The sequence below is a fragment of the Streptomyces sp. NPDC051020 genome (genome assembly GCF_040683105.1).
Classification (GTDB): Bacteria; Actinomycetota; Actinomycetes; order Streptomycetales; family Streptomycetaceae; genus Streptomyces.
In genome coordinates, this window is sequence record NZ_JBFBCG010000016.1 from 91233 (window position 1) to 108945 (window position 17713).

Here is a 17713-nt window from a genome sequence, read left to right on the forward strand (position 1 = left end):
TCGCCGCAGGTGGACCACCGGACGGCCGCGTGTTTCATGAGCGGACACCTATGAAACAACCTCAGTGTCCGCGTTGTCGTCTCTTCGAGTCGGCGGACGTCCTCGCCACCGCCTACGACATCGATTCGCGCCCGTGACCTACCTGGCCGCTGGCGTGTGGCACGTTTCGCTCGTATTCCGGTCCCACCCCTAGGAGTGCGCTGACGATCTTGGAATCGCGCCCGACTTGCACCAGATTGCCCCGATCGACATTTACTGGCGAAGCGGGGCAAGTCAGGCAGTCGAAGCAAGATCTTCAGCAAACTCCTAGACCGGCGCCACCAGCAGCGGCCGTGCCCGCTCGCGCAGCTCGGCGACGCGTGGCTCGTCCCCGTACGGTTCGAGGCGGTGCAGCAGGTCCCGTACGTACTCCGTGGTCCGCGCCGACGAGATGCGGCCGGCCACCTCGACCGCCCGGGTGCCCGCCGCGCAGGCCGCGTCCAGATTGCCGGACTCCAGCTCGGCGACGGCCGAGACCACCAGCCGCAGCCCGTGCGAGCGCACGAACTCCTCGGTCGGCCGGGACAGCGCCTGCTCGGTGAAGCGCCGCACCTGCCGCGGGGCCTTCAGATCGCGGTAGCACTCCGCGGCGTCGGCGGCGAACCTGTCGTACGAGTAGAAGCCCAGCCATGACGGGTCCGCGTCGCCGTCCCGGGAACGCTCCAGCCAGCTCTCGGCGGCCTTCAGCGCGGCCCCCGCAGCCGCGGCGTCGCCCGCCTTCGCATGGGCCCGCGCCTCCACCAGCCGGAAGAAACTCATGGTGCGGGCGGTGGCGAGCCCACGGTTGCGTTCGACGGCCGCCTGCGCGAGGTCGACCCCCTCGTCGGCGAAGCCGCGGTAGGTCGCCTGAAGCGACATCGACGCGAGGACATAGCCGCCGAGCGGCACGTCGGCCGCCGCCCGCGCGAGCCGCAGCGCCTGGATGTAGTAGCGCTGGGCGGCCTCCTGCTGCCCGGTGTCGAACGCCATCCACCCGGCGAGTCTGGTCAGCTCGGAGGCGGCGCCGAAGAGCGCCCGGCCCACCTCGTCGCTGTACGAGCCGAGGAGAAGCGGTGCCGCGTCCACCCGTAAACACTCCGGGACCATGGAGGAGCGCCAGTCGCCGCCGCCGTACTTGGAGTCCCAGCGGCGCGCGTCCTGGGCCGCCTCGCGGAGTTTGGTCACATCGCTGTGACCGACGCGCAGCGGCGAGATGTCGCTCACGGAGTCCGGTCCCGGCTGTACGGGAACGCCGGGCGCGCCGCCCGGCGCACCCGGCGACGGCTGTGCACCGTGCGCGCCCTGCGCGCCGAGGATCGCCGCCTCGGCCGCCGACGAGTCGCGTGCCACCGACGGGTCGGCGGGGGTTATCAGCCAGCGCGACGCGGGCGTCGCGTAAGCGCTCACCGAGAACGAGCCCGCCAGTGACTGCCAGATCCCGCCGCTGCCCGCCCGACGCCCGGCCAGATCCAGCCGGTAGAGCTCGGTCGCCGAACGCACCGCCTCGCCCACGTCGCGCGGGAAGGCCAGACCCACCTCGGGCGCCGGATCCGCGTCCGCGAGCCCGATCTCGTGCAGCGGGACCGGCCGGCCGAGCTTGGCGCCGATCGCCGCGGCGATGAGATGCGGCGCGGAACCCTGCGGCACCATGCCCTTCGAGACCCATCTCGCCACCGAGGTCTTGTCGTAGCGAAGGGTCAGCCCGCGCTGCGCCCCGAGGTCGTTGACCCGCCGGGCGAGCCCGGCGTTGCTGATTCCCGCGAGGGCGAGAACGGTTCCGAGCTTCTCGTTCGGCCCGCGTTGCTCCCTGGACATGCGCCACCCCTCGACACACAGACGGCAGCCGCGTCACCGAGGAGGCGCGCGGCATTCGTACCGTGTTCTCCCCAGGGACGGGCCCCGGCACTCCGGCCGCACACGCATGTGGCCGAGCCCCGAGGAATATGCCTCCTGCCGAGAACCTCAGTAAACCCAGCGTAGTTCGTCGCATCCCTACCGTTAAGGGGCAGACGTCCGTATGGCGGGATTGTTGTCCGTACGGACGGTGGGCGGACGATCGGCGTACGGGGGGGCGGTCCCGCCGCGGCGATCCGGGCGCCCGGTCGGCCCCCGCCCCGACGCCGCCCGGACCCTGCCGGGCGAGCCCTCCACGTGCTCCTGTCGTGTGGCCGTGCGCCCGGCCGTGCGCTCTGGCCCGGCCGGCGGGGGGAGCGCTTGCATGGGTGCTGCGTGGGTCGGCCCACTGCACTGGACTCAGTGGGCTGGGGGACACTGCCGCCTCATTCCCCGCAGGCGGCGGACCGGTCCGGGAGGCGAACCACGTCTCCCGGACTGTGCGTTCGGCGGGCCGCCGGAGCGGACCGCCGGCGTGAGGGGGTCGGTGCGGGGAGCGGCAGGGCGTCATCACGGAGTCGGTCGGGCGACCTCGTGGCAAAGCGGGACGAAATAGGAAAACATGCGCACAGGAAGTCGGTTCCGGCGCGTGCCGTGCTCTTCGAGAATGGCCGAATGACGTCGGTCCGCGGTGGTTGGGCCGGTCGATTCGCGGACACCGCCGGACTGCCGGCCCGCGGTTGACGGGCCGTTCGGGAGGTGGCCGGATTTCGGCCGGTGTGACCCGGGGTGACGTCGCCCCCCATGTGCCGGTCGGTGCACGTCCGTTGGGGCGCCCCGCAGTGCGCGGGGATCGGGCGCCCCCGGCCCGCCCTCCGGCTTTTGCCAGGGGCGCATGCGCGTGCGACGTGCGCCCTCCGTAGCCACTCCTGCGCGCCGTTGTCGTGGCAGCATGTCCCGCAACGGCGCTGCATGTTCTCGCAGTTCTCCCGGTACGAACCCGGTGCGCCGTTTTGTCCACAGCCTGTGGAGGCGGCGATGCGTTGGTTGGTGGGGTGGAGCAGTATCGCCGCGAGCTTCGGCACGGTCGGCGCGGTCGGCGCAGCCGACGAGGGACGCACGGTGCACCCTGTGGGCTCCCAACTCCTTTGGGGCGATCCCGATCCGCTCTGGGCGGTCGGCGACTGGCGCCCCGACGAGATCCGGATCGCCTCGATCGAGACCGCCGAAGGCGCACCCACCGCCCGCCTCGCGGTCCTCGGCTGCTGCAGCGCCACCGACGAGCAGCTCCGGCGCGGCCTCCTCGCCGCCCGCGGCGGCGCCCTGCGCCATCTCACCGCTTGGCCGGGCAGCTACACGGCCGTCGTCCGGATCGGCCGGAGGATCACCGTCGTCGGGGACCTCGCCGGAGCCCGCCCGGTCTTCTACACGCCCTGGGCGAGCGGTACGGCGTACGCGACCGCCGCACTCCCGCTCGCCGACCTCATCGAGGCGCAGCTGGACATCGGCCACCTGGCCGCACTGCTCGCCTGCCCCGAGACGCCGGAGGCGCTGCGCGACGGCACTCCGTACGTGGGTGTGAAGCGCATCCCGCCGGGGCACGCGCTCATCCTCCGCGAGGGCTCCCGCGAGATCACCGGGTACGAGCCGGTCGCCTCCCTCGCCGTCGCCGCCCCCCAGCTCGACCCGGTGAGCGCAGTGGACGGGGTGCGCGACGCGCTGCTCGAAGCGGTACGCGCCAGGCTCATGGCCCCCCGCCACGCGCCCGAGACCCTGCCGCCCGACCCCGGACCGGTCCCCGGCATGGGGCCCGCCGAACGCCGTGCCGCCCGCGGCGCGCCCGTCCCCGGCATCGGCGCCGACCTCTCCGGAGGCAGCGCTTCCGGAACCCTTGCCCTGCTCGCCGCGGGCCTGCCCGGACTGCCCGGCACCCTTCTCGGCCACGGCACGGGCGCGGGCGAGCGGCTGCTCGCCGTCACCTTCAACGACCTCACCACCCGCGACCACGAGGACGAACTCGAACGCGCCGCGGTCATCGCCGCCAACCCGCGGCTGCATCACGTCGTCGTCGCCGCGGGCGAGGAGGCGCTACCCTACGCCGACCTGGGCAACGGCCCGCTCACCGACGAACCGGCCCCGTCCCTCGTCGTCGCCGAACGCCACCGCAGACGCCTCGTCGCGGGCAGCGCCGACCACTTCGTCGGCGACGGCGCCCGGCAGGTCCTCGACGCCCACCCGGCCCGCCTCGCCGACCTCCTGATGGACCGCCGCCGACGGCACCTGCTGCGCCCGGTCGCCGCCCTCGCCAGAGCCGAAGGACCGTCCGCGCACTCGCTGTTCGTACCGCTGACTGTCTACCGCGCGGCCCGCCGCCTGGCCCGTACGTCCTACCGGACGGGTCTCGAAGCGGCAGCCGACCGGCTCCCGGACGCCAACCGCCGCACGCCCGACCTCGACACCCCCGCCGACGCCTCGCTCGCCGCGCTCACCTGGTCGCGGCCGGGGCCCGCCGCCCGCTGGCTGACCGGGGAGGCGCTCGCGGAAGTGTCGGTGCGCCTCCAGGAGGCGGCGATCCGCCCCACTTCGGTCCAGCGTCCCGGCGAGGCCCGGGCCCGCGCCGCGCTCGCCCGGCACGCCGCCGACCACCGGATCCTGGAACAGGCCGCCGAGATCCGCAGCCAGCGGCTGCACGCCCCGTTCCTCGACAACCAGGTGGTACGCGCCGCCCGCGCCCTGCCCGAATCGCTCCGCGTCCAGCCGGGCGCCCGCGCCGCCGTCCTGCGCCGCGTTCTCGCGGGCGCGGGCATCCACGAACTGCCGCCGGGCTGGGGCACCCCCTCCCAGGCGACCTCGACCGCGGTCAGCCGCATCGGTCTGCGCACCGCGCTCCCCGACCTGATCGCACTCTTCGACGCACCGCTGCTCGCCGACGCGGGCCTGATCGAGGCCCGGGTCGTGCGAAAGGCCCTGCGCGCCGCCTCCGAGGGCGAACCGGTGCCCCTGGACGGCCTCGCCGACCTGGCCGCCACGGAGCTCTGGCTCCGCCGTCTCGTCTCCCGCCGCGGCACCTGCTGGACGGGCACGGCGGCGCCCCGCCGGCGCGCGGTGGCGGGCGGAGTGGTCCCGGCCCGCCGCACCCTGCAACGCTGACCGCCACCCGATACCCGACGCCGCTCCCGGCCGCCGGGATCCCGGCGCACGCGGCCGGTGCCGCAGGCCACAATGACCCGGTGCGGTACCTGATCCTGGGCGTCACCGAGGCGCGAGACGAGCACGGCGGCACGCTGCCCGTCGGGGGCACGCGGCTGCGCGCCCTCCTTGCCGCGCTCGCCCTGCGCAAGGGCCGCCCGGTCCCGGTCGCCGATCTGGTCGACGACGTATGGGCGGGCGATCCTCCGTACGACGCCTCCGCCGCACTCCAGGCGCTGGTCGGCCGGCTGCGCCGCGCACTGGACCGGGGCGCCGTCACCAGCACTCCCGGCGGCTACCGCCTGGCAGCCGACCCCGACGACATCGACCTGCATGTGTTCGAGCAGCTGTCCCAGCGGGGCGCGGCCGAACTGGAGTCCGGGGACCCCGAGGCGGCCGCCGCGACGCTCCGTACGGCACTCGCCCTCTGGCGCGGACCTGCCCTGGCCGACCTGCCCGAACGCGACCACGGCAGACGCCCGGAGGCCCACCGCCTGACCACCCTCGAACGCCGCATCGAGGCCGACCTGCGGCGTGGGGGAGCCCTCACCCCCGTCGCCCTCGTGCCGGAACTCACGGAGCTCACCACCGCCCATCCGTACGACGAACGCTTCCGCGCGCAACTGATCCGGGCCCTTCGCGCGGAGGGCCGTCAGGCGGACGCGCTGACCGCGTACGAGGAGGCACGCCGGGCGCTGGCGGACGGCCTGGGCGCGGACCCGGGGAGCGAGCTGCGGGCACTCCACCAGGAGCTGCTGGCAGCAACTGGGCCGACGGCGACCGCGGTTCGAGGTGCCGTGGGCGCCCCCGCCACCGGCCACCCCCAGCCTCCGGAGCCCGCGCCCCTGCGCGGCAACCTCCGCCCCCGCCTCACCTCGTTCGTCGGCCGCGAACCCGAACTCCGGGCCATCCGGGCCGATCTGGACGGCTCCCGGCTGGTGACCCTCACCGGCCCCGGTGGTTCGGGCAAGACCCGCCTGGCGGAGGAGTCCGCCCACACTGTTCGCGCCACCGTGCCCGTCCCCGACGCCTGGATCGCCGAGCTCGCCCCCGTCGAGGACCCCGCCGCCGTCCCCGGAGCCGTACTCACCGCTCTCGGCCTCCGTGAGACGAACCTCCTCCTGGACAGTGGCCGCGACAGCCAGCCCCTGCGCTCCGACCCGACCGAGCTCCTCGTCGAGCACCTCGCGCACCGGACCCGCCCCGGCTCCCGCCCGTACCTGCTCATCCTCGACAACTGCGAGCACGTCATCGACGCGGCCGCCGCCCTCGCCGAGACCCTGCTCACCCGCTGCCCGCGCCTGCGCATCCTCGCCACCAGCCGCGAACCCCTGGGCGTCCCCGGCGAATCGGTGCGCCCCGTCGGCCCGCTCCCGGCGGACCGTGCCCACCGCCTTTTCGCCGAGCGCGCCCGCGCCGTACGCCCCGACTTCGACCCCGAGCCCGGCAGCCAACGGGACGCCGTCGCCGAGATCTGCCGCCGCCTCGACGGACTGCCGCTGGCCATCGAACTCGCCGCGGCCCGACTCCGGATGCTCGGCCCGCGTCAGATCGCGGACCGCCTCGACGACCGTTTCCGCCTGCTGACGGGCGGCAGCCGCACCGTGCTGCCCCGCCAGCAGACCCTCCGCGCGGTCGTCGACTGGTCCTGGGACCTCCTCGACGACGCAGAACGAACCGCTCTGCGTCAGGTCTCCGTCTTCGCCGGCGGCTGGGACCTGACCGCGGCCGAAGCCGTCATCACCGCGAGCCCCGGGGCCACCGCCGCCGACCTCATCGGCGCCCTCGTCGACAAGTCCCTCGTCGTCGCCGCCCCGACCCCCACCGGCGAGATGCGCTACCGCCTCCTGGAGACCATCCACGAGTACGCCACCGAGCGCGCCGCCGAGACTCCCGAGACCCTGGCCGCCGCCGAGAGCGCGCACACGGCATACGTCACCGCGCTCGTCGAGGAGGCCGAACCCCGGCTGCGCTCCGGCGAACAGCTCCCCTGGATCCAGCGCCTGGAGACGGACCTCGACAACATCCGCGCCGCCCTCACCCGCACCACCGTCTCCCACGTCTTTGAAGCGGACGCGACACGTCTCGTGCTCGGCATGGGCTGGTTCTGGTGGCTGCGCAATCTCCGCGGCGAGGGACTCGCCTGGACCGAACGGACCCTCTCACTCGGCAACGACCCCACCGATTCCACCGATCCCCGCTACTGGCCCCGGATGGAGCTGCGCATGCTGCAGTTCTTCCTCGCCGTGGAGAGCCGGGCGTCCGACGATGTCCGTGACGACGACCGCATCCAGGAGCTTGTCCGCACGGTGCGGGACGCGTTCAGCACGCCGGGGCCGCATTCCGCGCGCTTTCCCGGGCTGCTCTGGCCCATGACCTCGTATCTGAGCCGTGAACCGGACGACACCCTGGGCATGTTCGATGCGGCGCTCGCCAACACCCGGCTGTATGGGGGCGCCTGGGAGTACGGCGTCACGCTGATGTTCCGCACCCACATGATCGTCGACATGCCCGGCGGTATGCCCGGAGTCGACGACGCCCTCGCCGAACTACGCGGGCTGGCCCGCAGCAACGGCGACCGCTGGATGCGCGCCCAGTCCGCCGGCGCCGCCGCGGAGGCGGGCATGATGCGCGGACGGTACGAGGAGGCGCGCGCGGCCTACAAGGAGGCGCTGCTGCTCGCCCGCGAGGTCGGGGCCCACGCCGAGGCACCGTTCCTGCTGGCCCGCCTCGCCGATCTCGCCTACCGGACCGGTGACACGGCAGCCGCCGAACGCGGCCTGGACGAGTCCGCGGTGGAGGCGGAGCGCTACCAGGCGCACGACGCCCGTGCCTACGTCCAGTGCCTGCGCGCCGTCATCGCCCTGGACCGCGGCGAGATCCCGGAGGCTCGCCGGCAGATCACCGAGGCGCAGCGCACGGCCGGCCACGGCAGCCCGCCCGTGCACTTCCTGGCGATGATCGACGGACTGTCCGCCCGGATCGCCGCACGCGAGCCGGAGTCCAGGGGCGGAGGCCCGGCCGCCGGCGTACGCGGACTGACCGGCGCCCTTCGCATGGCGTGGGACGCCCAGTGCGCCGAGGCCGTCACCGGGTTCCTGGCGCAGAGCGCGGCGCTCCTGCTCCCGGCTGTCGGCTTCACTGCCGCCGGCGTACGCGTCCTGGCTGCCGCCGGGACGTGGCGGCTCCCCGGCTCCCTGACCGGGAGGGAACGGGCGGAAGCGGAGGAGCTCGGACGCCAGGCGCGCGAGGAACTGGGCCGGCAGCTGTACGAGTCCGAGCGCGCCGCGGGCACCCCGATGACTGTCGACGACGTCCTCGAACTCCTGACCCGCATCACCGCGGAGCTCCCCGGCACCGAGGGGAGCGGCCCGGATCGCCGCATCGGTTCCGACGGGAACAACCCTGGTCCGCGGATCAGCGGCAGCTGATCCGCGACTCCGCCCAGTCGGCCAGTGCCACCCCGCCGAACGGGGCCGCCGGTTCCACGACGAGCCGGATCCGCTGCTGCCCCGTGATGCTGACTCCCATGGGTACGGCCGGATCGGTGCCGTTCATCAACGGGGACTGCCACAGCTGCACCCCGGCACCGGTGAACACGGAGAAGCGCACCGAGCCGAGCCCCGCCGTCAGATCGTCGACCCCGACCATCGCCTCGTAGCGGGTGCATGCCCGGTTCAGCTGGATGGTGACCGACGAACGGCCGTGCACGGTCACCCCGTGCGCGTATCGCGTGCCGCCGATCGACAGGCCTGAGCGCCGCCAGACCCAGCTGCTCTCACCCATCGACACCTCCGGCTCCGTGTGGTCGCCGAGGAGGGAGTAGCGCAACTCGCTGACCTGGTAGACGACGGTCGGCGGCGCGGGTGACGAAGGTGCGGGCGTCGGTGTCGACGTGGGCTTCGGCGGCGCAGGGACCGGAGGCGTGGGCGTGGGCGTAGGTGTGGGCGTAGGTGTGGGTGTCGGTTTTGCCTGTGGCGGCGGCGGTGTGGGCGCGGACGGTGCGGGCGCGGGTGGTGAGGGCGGTGCGGGCGCGCTCGGAGGTTCGGGCTCCGACGCCGGCCTCGGGGGCGGTGGCGACGGCACCGCGGGCGCCACCACCGGCGGTCTGGCCACCGGCTCGGCCTCCGGCTTCGGCTGCTCGTCACCGACCAGCGCCCAGACCAGACCGGCTGCGGCAGCGACGGCCACCGTCGCCGCGATACCGGCCTTGACCGGAGCGCCCAGCCCCTCCGAGGCCACGGCGCCACCGGACGCACCACCGGACGAACTCCCGCCCGTCGCCGCGGCGGCACCCGCCCCCGCCGCACCGCCCGCCACGATCCCGGCGGCCTTGAGCGCGTACCCCGCGGCGAACCAGCCGACGACCGCGACCGGGAGGAGCGCCGGAATCCCGGCGTTGACATGCGCCAGCTCGCCCGCGGCGACCCGGCACTTCGCGCACTCGTCCAGATGCTTGCGGAGCCCGCGTTCGGCCCGCATCCGCAGGCCGCCCCGGGCGTAGGCGCCGAGCCGGTCGGCATGGCGCGCACAGTCGCCGCCCGAGGTGAGCGACTGGCTCACATGCGCTTGCAGATACGCCTGCTTGAGCCCCTCACGGGCCCGGCCGGCCAGCGCCGCCGTGGCGTTGGCGGTCAGCCCGAACAGCGGCGCGATCTCGCTCGGCGACTCCTCCTCGACGGTGGTGTGCCACAGCACCGCCTGCCAGCGCTCCGGCAGGCTGCGGAACGCCCGCATGGCCATCGACTGCTCGGCCTCGTGCATCGCCGTGACGTCCGCACCCAGGTCCAGCGTGTCCGCGTCCGGCACCCCGGAGGAGCGGGACGCCTGCACGGCGAACACCGCGAAGTCATCGACCAGGTGTTCCCGCTTCGCCGTTTTCGTCCAGGCGGCGGCGACATGCCGTACGGCCGTCATGAGGTACGCCCGCACAGCCTCCTCGGGTCCCTTGCCACCGCGTAACGCCTGCAGAGTGCGGGCGAAGACCTCGGCCGTCAGGTCGTCGGCGGTGTGGGTGTCCCGGCAGCAGCTCCGGGCATAGCGCCGCACACTGCCCGAGTGCCGCCGGAACAACTCCCCGTATGCGAGATCGTCCCCGGAGCGCATGCGCTGGATCAACTGGGCGTCGGAGAGCGCGAGTCCGGCGGATCCGGCACTGCTTCCGCCGTCCCGCTGCATCGGTACGGCGACCTCGGCCCCGACCGCGGAATCGGCGCCGACGTCGGCATCGCGGCCCGCCGGCGCGGACGGCCAAGGTCCGGGCAGCACGGTTCCGCCCTCGGTGTCACCGCCCGACCGCCCGGGGCCGGCCTGGCTCGGGACCCGCCGGGAGGCCGGCTCACCGGCCTCCGCGCCCTCACCCACGACCGAGACGCCGTCGGGCGGTTCTTCCTGCTGCCCGTCACCGCTCATCGCGGAAGCCCCCGTATGCGCTTTCGGACCCGAACACCGGGCCAGAGTGCCACACGGCGCAATCACGGCGAATGTTCAATCCCGGCAACCACTCGTCCGGGGTGTTTTCCGGAATGTGGTCACCAGCGCCCCTCCCGGCAAGCTCTGCCCCGTCGCGTCGCCCCGGCACGCCCGCTCGACGCGTGGGCCACAAGACCGACCGCCTTGCGATCGCACGCACCGGACGACGCTCTCCTACGGTGCCGCTCATGCGGTCCCGGTCACGCAGGGCGCGAGCGCAGCCCCTCCAGCAGGATGTCCAGCAGTCGGGCCGAAGCGGCAGCCTGCTGAGCCGCATCCGGCAGGACGGGCGCCGCCGTCGCGATGACCAGCAGCACGTCCGCCACTGTCACATCACGCCGCAGCTCACCCGCCGCCCGCGCACGGTCGACCAGCCGGCCCACGACCTCCAGCAGCTCGGCCGTGCCCGCGCCCCCGTCCGAGAGCCCGTCGGCGTCGGCCGGTTGCCGGCCGACGACCCGGAGGTCGGCCGGCCCGGCCCCCTGCCGCTGATGAGGAACCCGCGCCTCACCCAGGACATCGCCGGAGGCCGCAGCCGAGGCCGCGCCCACCTCCTGCGCAACTCCTGTGTCCCCGACCACCGTCGAGTCGTCGGCATCGACCTCGACCCGCAGCACCTGCGGCGGCAGCAGCCGCCCCGCGCCCGAGGCCACGGAGGTCCGCAGGAAGCGCGAGAGCGCCGACCACGGCTCGTCCTCCTGCCCCAGCGCGGTCCGCGCCTGGTCGGTCAGCCGGGAGGTCTCCTCCGTGGCTATCCGGCGCACCAGCACGTCCTTGCTCGGGAAACGCCGGTACACCGTGCCGACCCCGACCCGGGCGCGGCGTGCCACGTCCTCCATCGGAGCCCCGTACCCCAGCTCGCCGAACACCTCGCGTGCGGCCCGCAGTACATGCTCCAGATTCCGCTGCGCGTCGACACGCAGCGGCGCCGAGCGGTTTGCGGTGGAGCTGGAGCTGGAGCTGGAGCTGGAGCCGGCAGTCGCCCCCACCGTGCTCACCGTACCGACTGTGCCGATGTGCCCGATTCCGTCGGACGAGACAGCAGCAGTCTGCCCATGCGAATCCTGAATGTGCATAACTTCCCCCGGTTATGACGTCTCCCCCCGGAGACTTCCCGCCGTGTCGGTCGGGGAGTGGATCATCATCCCAGCCCGACACCCCGACGACATACGAACATAGTTGAGCCCGGGTCAATTCAGAAGAGGGCAGTTCCGCACGGTAGGCCCCCCGATCGGAGCAAGGACCGGTTGATTCCTGATTCCGCCCCTCTCCGCCACCCCCACGGCAACGTCTGACCTGCGCAGCTTCCGTATTGCCCCGGTGGCCGTCCCCAGCAGCCCATCCAGAACCTCCGGTCACACAGTTTGCCGGGGCTGTGGACAAATACCTGAGCACGTTGCGTCATGGGGAGGTGATGGCTTCAGATTCCCGGGGGACACCCCCCGGCCCGCCGCCGGGTGTGCGCATCCTCGTCATCGGCGGCGGCTACGTCGGGATGTACACAGCGCTGCGTCTCCAGCGGAAGCTGAAGCAGAAACTCAAGTCCGGCGAGGCCGAGATCGTCGTCGTCACGCCCGAGCCCTACATGACGTATCAACCGTTCCTGCCCGAGGCGGCCGCAGGCTCGATCTCGCCGCGCCATGTCGTCGTACCGCTCCGCCGCGTGCTGGCGCAGTGCACGATGGTCATCGGCGAGGCGCAGCGCATCGACCACGCCAAGCGCACCGCGACCGTCACCACGCTCGCCACCGGCGAGGACGGCACCGGCGCCCTGGAGATCCCGTACGACGAGATTGTCATCGCACCCGGCTCCGTCTCGCGCACCCTCCCGATCCCCGGCCTGGCCGACCACGGCATCGGCTTCAAGACCATCGAGGAGGCCATCGGCCTGCGCAACCACGTCATCGAGCAGATGGACATCGCCTCCGCCACCCGCGACCCGGCCGTCCGCGACGCCGCCCTCACCTTCGTCTTCGTCGGCGGCGGCTACGCGGGCGTGGAGGCGCTCGCCGAACTCGAGGACATGGCCCGCTACACCTCGCGGTACTACCACAACATCAAGCCAGAGGACCTGAAATGGATCCTCGTCGAGGCGTCCGACCGGATCCTGCCGGAGGTCGGGGACGTGATGGGCAAGTACGCCGTACGGGAGCTGCGCGGCCGCAATATCGACGTACGCCTCGGCACCCGGCTGGACTCCTGCGAGGACCGGGTCGCCGTCCTCAGCGACGGCTCGCGCTTCCCGACCCGCACGCTCGTGTGGACCGCAGGAGTCAAGCCCGCCCCGATCCTCGCCGCCACCGATCTGCCCCTCACCGAACGCGGCAGGCTGCGCTGCACCGCGCAGCTCGCCATCGAGGGCGCCGCACACGCCTGGGCCGCCGGGGACGCCGCGGCCGTTCCCGATCTGACGGCCGGTGAAACGGGCAAGGAGACCGCGCCCAACGCCCAGCATGCGGTGCGCCAAGCCAAAGTCCTCGCCGAGAACATCCTCGCGGCGATCAGCGGCGAACCGCTCAAGGAGTACCGCCACAGCTACGCGGGCTCCGTCGCCTCGCTCGGCCTCCACAAGGGCGTCGCCCATGTCTACGGACGCAAGCTCAAGGGCCGTCCGGCCTGGCTGATGCACCGTACGTACCACCTGAGCAGGGTCCCGACCTTCAACCGGAAGGCCCGCGTCCTTGCCGAATGGACCCTTGCCGGACTCTTCACACGCGAGATCGTCTCCCTCGGCTCGCTGGAACACCCGCGCGCCGAATTCGAACTCGCCGCCGGGGGCAGACGCACCGGGGACGACGGTCCGCCCACGCAGGATGGCTGACTGTCCGTACGGTCCGTCACACTGGACGTGTGACCATAGGTTGGTCCACACCTGTACAGACTGACCCGGCCGACCGTGACCAGCAGTGACCAGTACGACGAGGCCCGGCTGCGCCTCACCTCACCGGGGGTCCGGCCCCCGGTGCCCCCGACCCCGGCGGAAGCGAGCCGGTAGCAGAACCGGCAGAGGAAGCGGCCCGCCCGAGCGGACCAGACCGACACACGAGGCCAGAATTTCCGTGAACTTCACGCGTTGGAGCGTTTGCCTACCAGGGACGCAGCGTCGCGCCGCCGCCCGGGACGACCGCAATGCGGTGCCCGCGGCCCGCGGCGAGCACGCCGGGGCCGGGCCAGGGTCCGCCGCACCGGACGGAAACACCCCCAAGGCCTTCGGAGAGCTCTCCGAACCGGCCCCCGGACCCGCGCTGGAGGATCTCTCCGCCCGTGAGCTCCTCGGCCGGCTGCCCGCCCCGGTCGCCCTGGTGTACGGCCCCGACCACCGCATCGCGTACGTCAACGACGCCTACGCCACAGCCTTCGGCCCCCGCCCCACCGGCGCCACGGCGGCCGACGCGATGCCGGAGCTCGACGAGCTCAGCCTGCTGCCCCTCATGGACCAGGTCCTGCGCAGCGGCACGCCCCGTACGGTCAAGTCCCGCAAGGTCCGCAACGGCAGCTCGTACACCGTGACCTGCACCCCGGTCGCCACGCCCGCCGCCCAGGGCACGAAGGACGGCAGCGGAAGCGGCAAGGGGAGCGAGGGCGGTGTTCTCGTCTACGCGGCCGACGTCACCGACCACGCCGAAGCGGCCGAGCGCCTCCGCACCAGCGAGCGCCGCCACCGCGAGACAGCCGTCACCCTCCAGCGCTCCCTGCTCCCGCAGGAGCTGGAGCACCCCGACGACCTGCGGATCGCCGCCACATATCAGCCGGGCGGCACGGACGCCGCGGTCGGCGGCGACTGGTACGACGTCATCACCCTCGGCGCGGGCCGCACCGCGCTCGTCATCGGGGACGTGATGGGCCGCGGGGTGCGTGCCGCCGCGGTGATGGGCCAGCTCCGCACCGCCGTCCGCGCCTACGCCCGCCTCGACCTCCCGCCGCACGAGGTGCTGCAGCTGCTCGACGGTCTCGCCGCCGAGATCGACGCCAGCCAGATCGCCACCTGCGCCTACGCGGTCCACGATCCGAACGAGGGCCGGCTCGTCTACGCCTCCGCCGGCCATCTCCCGATTCTCGTACGCGACGAGGACGGTTCGGTGCGCCGCGCCGAGGACCCGACCGGACCTCCGCTCGGCACCGGGGGCTGGATCCACACGTCGGGCACGATCGATCTGCCGCCCGGCTCCACCGCCGTCCTCTACACGGACGGTCTCGTGGAACGCCGCAGCGAGGACATCGACGAGGGGGTCGCGGCCCTGGAGCGCGCCCTCTCCGGCGCCAAGGGATCACCGCAGGTGGTCTGCGACCGTCTCATCCGCACCCTCGGGGTCACCGCCGAACATGACGACGACGTGGCGGTGCTGGTGGTCCAGCACCCGGCCCGCACCGGGGCGAACGCGGAGCTGTTCCACAACGCCTCGCTCGATCTCCTCGGCGGCATCGAAGCGGCGCCGCGCGCCCGCGCCTTCGCCACCGGCGTCCTGACGTCGTGGCGGTTCCCGGTGGAACTGTGCGACCTGGGCGTCCTCGCCGCCGGCGAACTGGTGGCGAACTCCCTCCAGCACGGCACCCCGCCGATGCGCCTGGGCCTGCGCCGCACCGACCGCCGACTGATCATCGAGGTGACCGACGGCGACGACCACCTGCCGCGCCGCCGCCGCGCCGAGCCGGTGGACGAAGCGGGCCGCGGCATTTCCATCGTCGCGACGATCGCCTCGTCCTGGGGCAGCCGCCGCACACCCGGCGGCGGCAAAGCGGTCTGGTGCGAGTTCGCGCTGCCTCAGTGAGTGGCAGCAGAAGCCGCGGCTGAAACCGCAGGGGCCGCAACGGGGGCGGTCGCCGGCTCGGCCGTCGCTTCGGCGTCCCGCACCGACGCGGCCACCACCCGCGACGGCACCACCGCGAGCGAAGGCTGATCCTGTACGGGGGTGAGCCGGCGCCCCAGCCGCAGTGCGAGCACCGTGATGCCCAGCGAGAACAGCACGAACGTCACGATGTACGGACCGTGCAGCGAGGCCCCCATCGGCCCGCCCACGGCCGGACCGACCGCCAGCGCGAGCTGCTTGACCAGGGCGAAGGCCGAGTTGTACTGACCGACCATCGACTCCGGCGCCAGATCGGCGACCAGCGGCGCGACCGTCGGGGAGAGCATCGACTCACCGAGTCCGAACAGGGCGTACGTGGAGATCAGTGCGGCCGTCGCCATGGTCTGGCTGCCGTGCCCGAGCCCCGCGTACCCCGCCACGATCCAGGCGAACGCCCAGATCAGCCCGACCGCGGCGATGACCCGGCTGCGCTTGCGGCGCTCCACCAGCCGCAGCACGACGAATTGCGCCGCGACGATGACCGCGGTGTTGGCGGCCAGCGCGATGCCCAGCGTCGACGGCTCGATCCCGGCAGCCTCGGTGCCGTACGCCGCAAGACCGGACTCGAACTGTCCGTAGCAGGCGAAGAACAGCACGAAGCCCAGCACACACAGCTGCACCATCGCCCGGTGCGAGAGCAGCATCCGCAACCCGCCCTTCGCGGCTGACCCGTCGGTGGGCCTGGCGTCCGCGAACGAGGGGGAACGAGGCATCCGCACCGTCACCGCGACGACGCCGAGCACGATGAACATCGCCGCCTCGATCAGGAACAGCAGCGTGAAGGTCTCCGGCCGGCTCGTGTCGACGATCTGCCCGCCGACCAGACCACCGATGCCGAGCCCCAGGTTCTGCAGGAAGAACTGCATCGCGAAGGCCCGCGTACGGGTGGCGGCGCCGGAGCACTGGACGAGCATCGTGGAGAGCGCCGGCGCCATGACGGCCGTGCCCGCACCGAGGACGGCGGCCGACAGCACGGCCGTCGACACGTTCGACGAAAGTCCGAGGGCCGCGGCGCCCACGGACGCCACCACGGCGGCGACGATCAGTACCGGCATCGGACCGCGCCGGTCGATGGCCCGCCCGGTGAACGGCAGGACTGCCAGCGCTGCCATGGCGAAGACGGCCAGCACGACACCCGCCGTACCGGCGCCCAGATCCCGCACCTGTGCCACATAGACGTACAGATACGGAACGGTGAACCCCACACCGAACGCGCTCAGCGCGCTCCCCAGCTGGATCCGCCGCAGCGCCGCGCCCATTTCCCTGGTCACACTCACCTACCTCTACCTCAAGCTCATGAAGGACTCACGTCCAAAGACTTCAACAGTAAAGTTCGAACCTGAACAGTACAGGGTGAAGGACTTCGACGCCAATGAAAGGCGTGCCATACTGCCCGCCATGTCTGACACCACCGAGCCGTCCGGCCTCCAGGAGCCGAGCCTCGACGAACAGATCGCCGCCTATCAGCGCGAGTTCCGCGACCTGGATCCCCAGGTCGAGCAGGTCGTCTCGGCCCTCGGCCGACTGAACCGCCGGATGAACGTCGGGTACGGACGCCAGCTGGCCGACCTCGGCATCAGCAACGCCGAATGGGAGGTCCTCAAGACCCTCGTCGTGGCGGGCTCCCCCTACCGGCTGGGCCCGGGGGAGCTGGCCAAGCGCCTCGGTCTCACGCCGGCGGCGATGACCCACCGCATCGACCGCATGGCGAACGAGGGTCTGGTCACGCGGGACAGGGACGAGAGCAACCGCGTACGCGTCATCGTCGAGCTGACCGATGAGGGGCGTGCGAAGTGGCTGGAGGCGATGCGCATGGCATCCGCCTTCGAGGGGGACCTGCTCCAGGACCTCTCGGGCGAGGAGCGCGGAGCCCTCGGAGAGATGCTGATCCGCCTCCTGCGCAGGGTCGAGCACACCCAACCGGACGCCGGCGGCCGCCTCACGGACCTGGACTGACCGCACTCGACGGGGACACGCAGGGCGGGGGGCACGCCGGAAAACGGCTTGACCTGGCGGAGTTGACACGCCCCTACCCGATCCGTAAGGTTCTTCGAGTTGCCACGGAGCCGGAACGGTTCTGCGGCAACCGATCCCGCCGCGAATGCGGCAACTCAAACTCAGCACGATCTCCCATTCGGGACGATTTCGGCATGCCTGAATTCATTTCGAAGGCTCGATTATGAGCCGCCGGGAAAATCCGCTAGAGTTTGGACGTCGGAACGGCCCAACAGCCGGAAAGACAAACCCCGCTGACTGGGGATCAGGCCCGAAAGGATCTGATAGAGTCGGACTCGCCGGAAAGGGAAACGCGAAAGCGAAGAACTGGAAAGCGCAGTAACAAATCTTCTGCTTCG

General features: G+C 72.6%; 9 protein-coding genes. 5 read left to right on the forward strand and 4 right to left on the reverse strand.

Translation table 11 applies throughout. The features are described from left to right. Positions 1-306: 306 nt before the first annotated feature. Entirely contained in the window at positions 307-1833 is a 1527-nt protein-coding gene (locus AB0N06_RS11840; RefSeq protein ID WP_366134514.1) for a sporulation protein, read from the reverse strand. 1056 nt (positions 1834-2889) lie between these two features. Between AB0N06_RS11840 and AB0N06_RS11845 the strand changes: the two genes are divergently transcribed. Both AB0N06_RS11845 and AB0N06_RS11850 read left to right on the forward strand, forming a co-directional pair. Continuing rightward, the gene (locus AB0N06_RS11845) at positions 2890-5001 is read left to right on the forward strand and encodes an asparagine synthase-related protein (protein ID WP_366134515.1); all 2112 of its coding nucleotides are present in this window, start codon (positions 2890-2892) and stop codon (positions 4999-5001) included. An 80-nt stretch (positions 5002-5081) separates the two neighbouring features. Beyond that, positions 5082-8471, forward strand: a complete 3390-nt coding sequence (locus AB0N06_RS11850; RefSeq protein WP_366134516.1) for a BTAD domain-containing putative transcriptional regulator — start codon at positions 5082-5084, stop codon at positions 8469-8471. Here the strand turns inward: AB0N06_RS11850 and AB0N06_RS11855 are convergent. Beyond that, positions 8458-10452, reverse strand: a complete 1995-nt coding sequence (locus tag AB0N06_RS11855; RefSeq protein WP_366134517.1) for a sigma-70 family RNA polymerase sigma factor — start codon at positions 10450-10452, stop codon at positions 8458-8460. The two genes, AB0N06_RS11850 and AB0N06_RS11855, sit on opposite strands and share 14 nt — an antisense overlap. A gap of 260 nt (positions 10453-10712) precedes the next feature. Beyond that, entirely contained in the window at positions 10713-11588 is an 876-nt protein-coding gene (locus AB0N06_RS11860; protein WP_366134518.1) for a helix-turn-helix domain-containing protein, read from the reverse strand. Between the two features lie 338 nt (positions 11589-11926). On the opposite strand from AB0N06_RS11860, the gene AB0N06_RS11865 reads away from it, so the two are divergent. Both AB0N06_RS11865 and AB0N06_RS11870 read left to right on the forward strand, forming a co-directional pair. Continuing rightward, positions 11927-13333: an NAD(P)/FAD-dependent oxidoreductase gene (locus AB0N06_RS11865; RefSeq protein WP_366134519.1), complete on the forward strand. Its 1407-nt coding sequence runs from the start codon at positions 11927-11929 to the stop codon at positions 13331-13333. Positions 13334-13571: 238 nt separating this feature from the next. Next, positions 13572-15281: a SpoIIE family protein phosphatase gene (locus AB0N06_RS11870; RefSeq protein WP_366134520.1), complete on the forward strand. Its 1710-nt coding sequence runs from the start codon at positions 13572-13574 to the stop codon at positions 15279-15281. On the opposite strand, the gene AB0N06_RS11875 is transcribed toward AB0N06_RS11870, so the two are convergent. Then, the gene (locus AB0N06_RS11875; RefSeq protein WP_366134529.1) at positions 15275-16618 is read right to left on the reverse strand and encodes an MFS transporter; all 1344 of its coding nucleotides are present in this window, start codon (positions 16616-16618) and stop codon (positions 15275-15277) included. The genes AB0N06_RS11870 and AB0N06_RS11875 overlap by 7 nt on opposite strands. A 139-nt stretch (positions 16619-16757) precedes the next feature. On the opposite strand from AB0N06_RS11875, the gene AB0N06_RS11880 reads away from it, so the two are divergent. After that, on the forward strand, positions 16758-17315 hold the full coding sequence (locus AB0N06_RS11880) for a MarR family transcriptional regulator (protein ID WP_366134521.1): 558 nt from the start codon (positions 16758-16760) through the stop codon (positions 17313-17315). Positions 17316-17713: the final 398 nt, after the last annotated feature.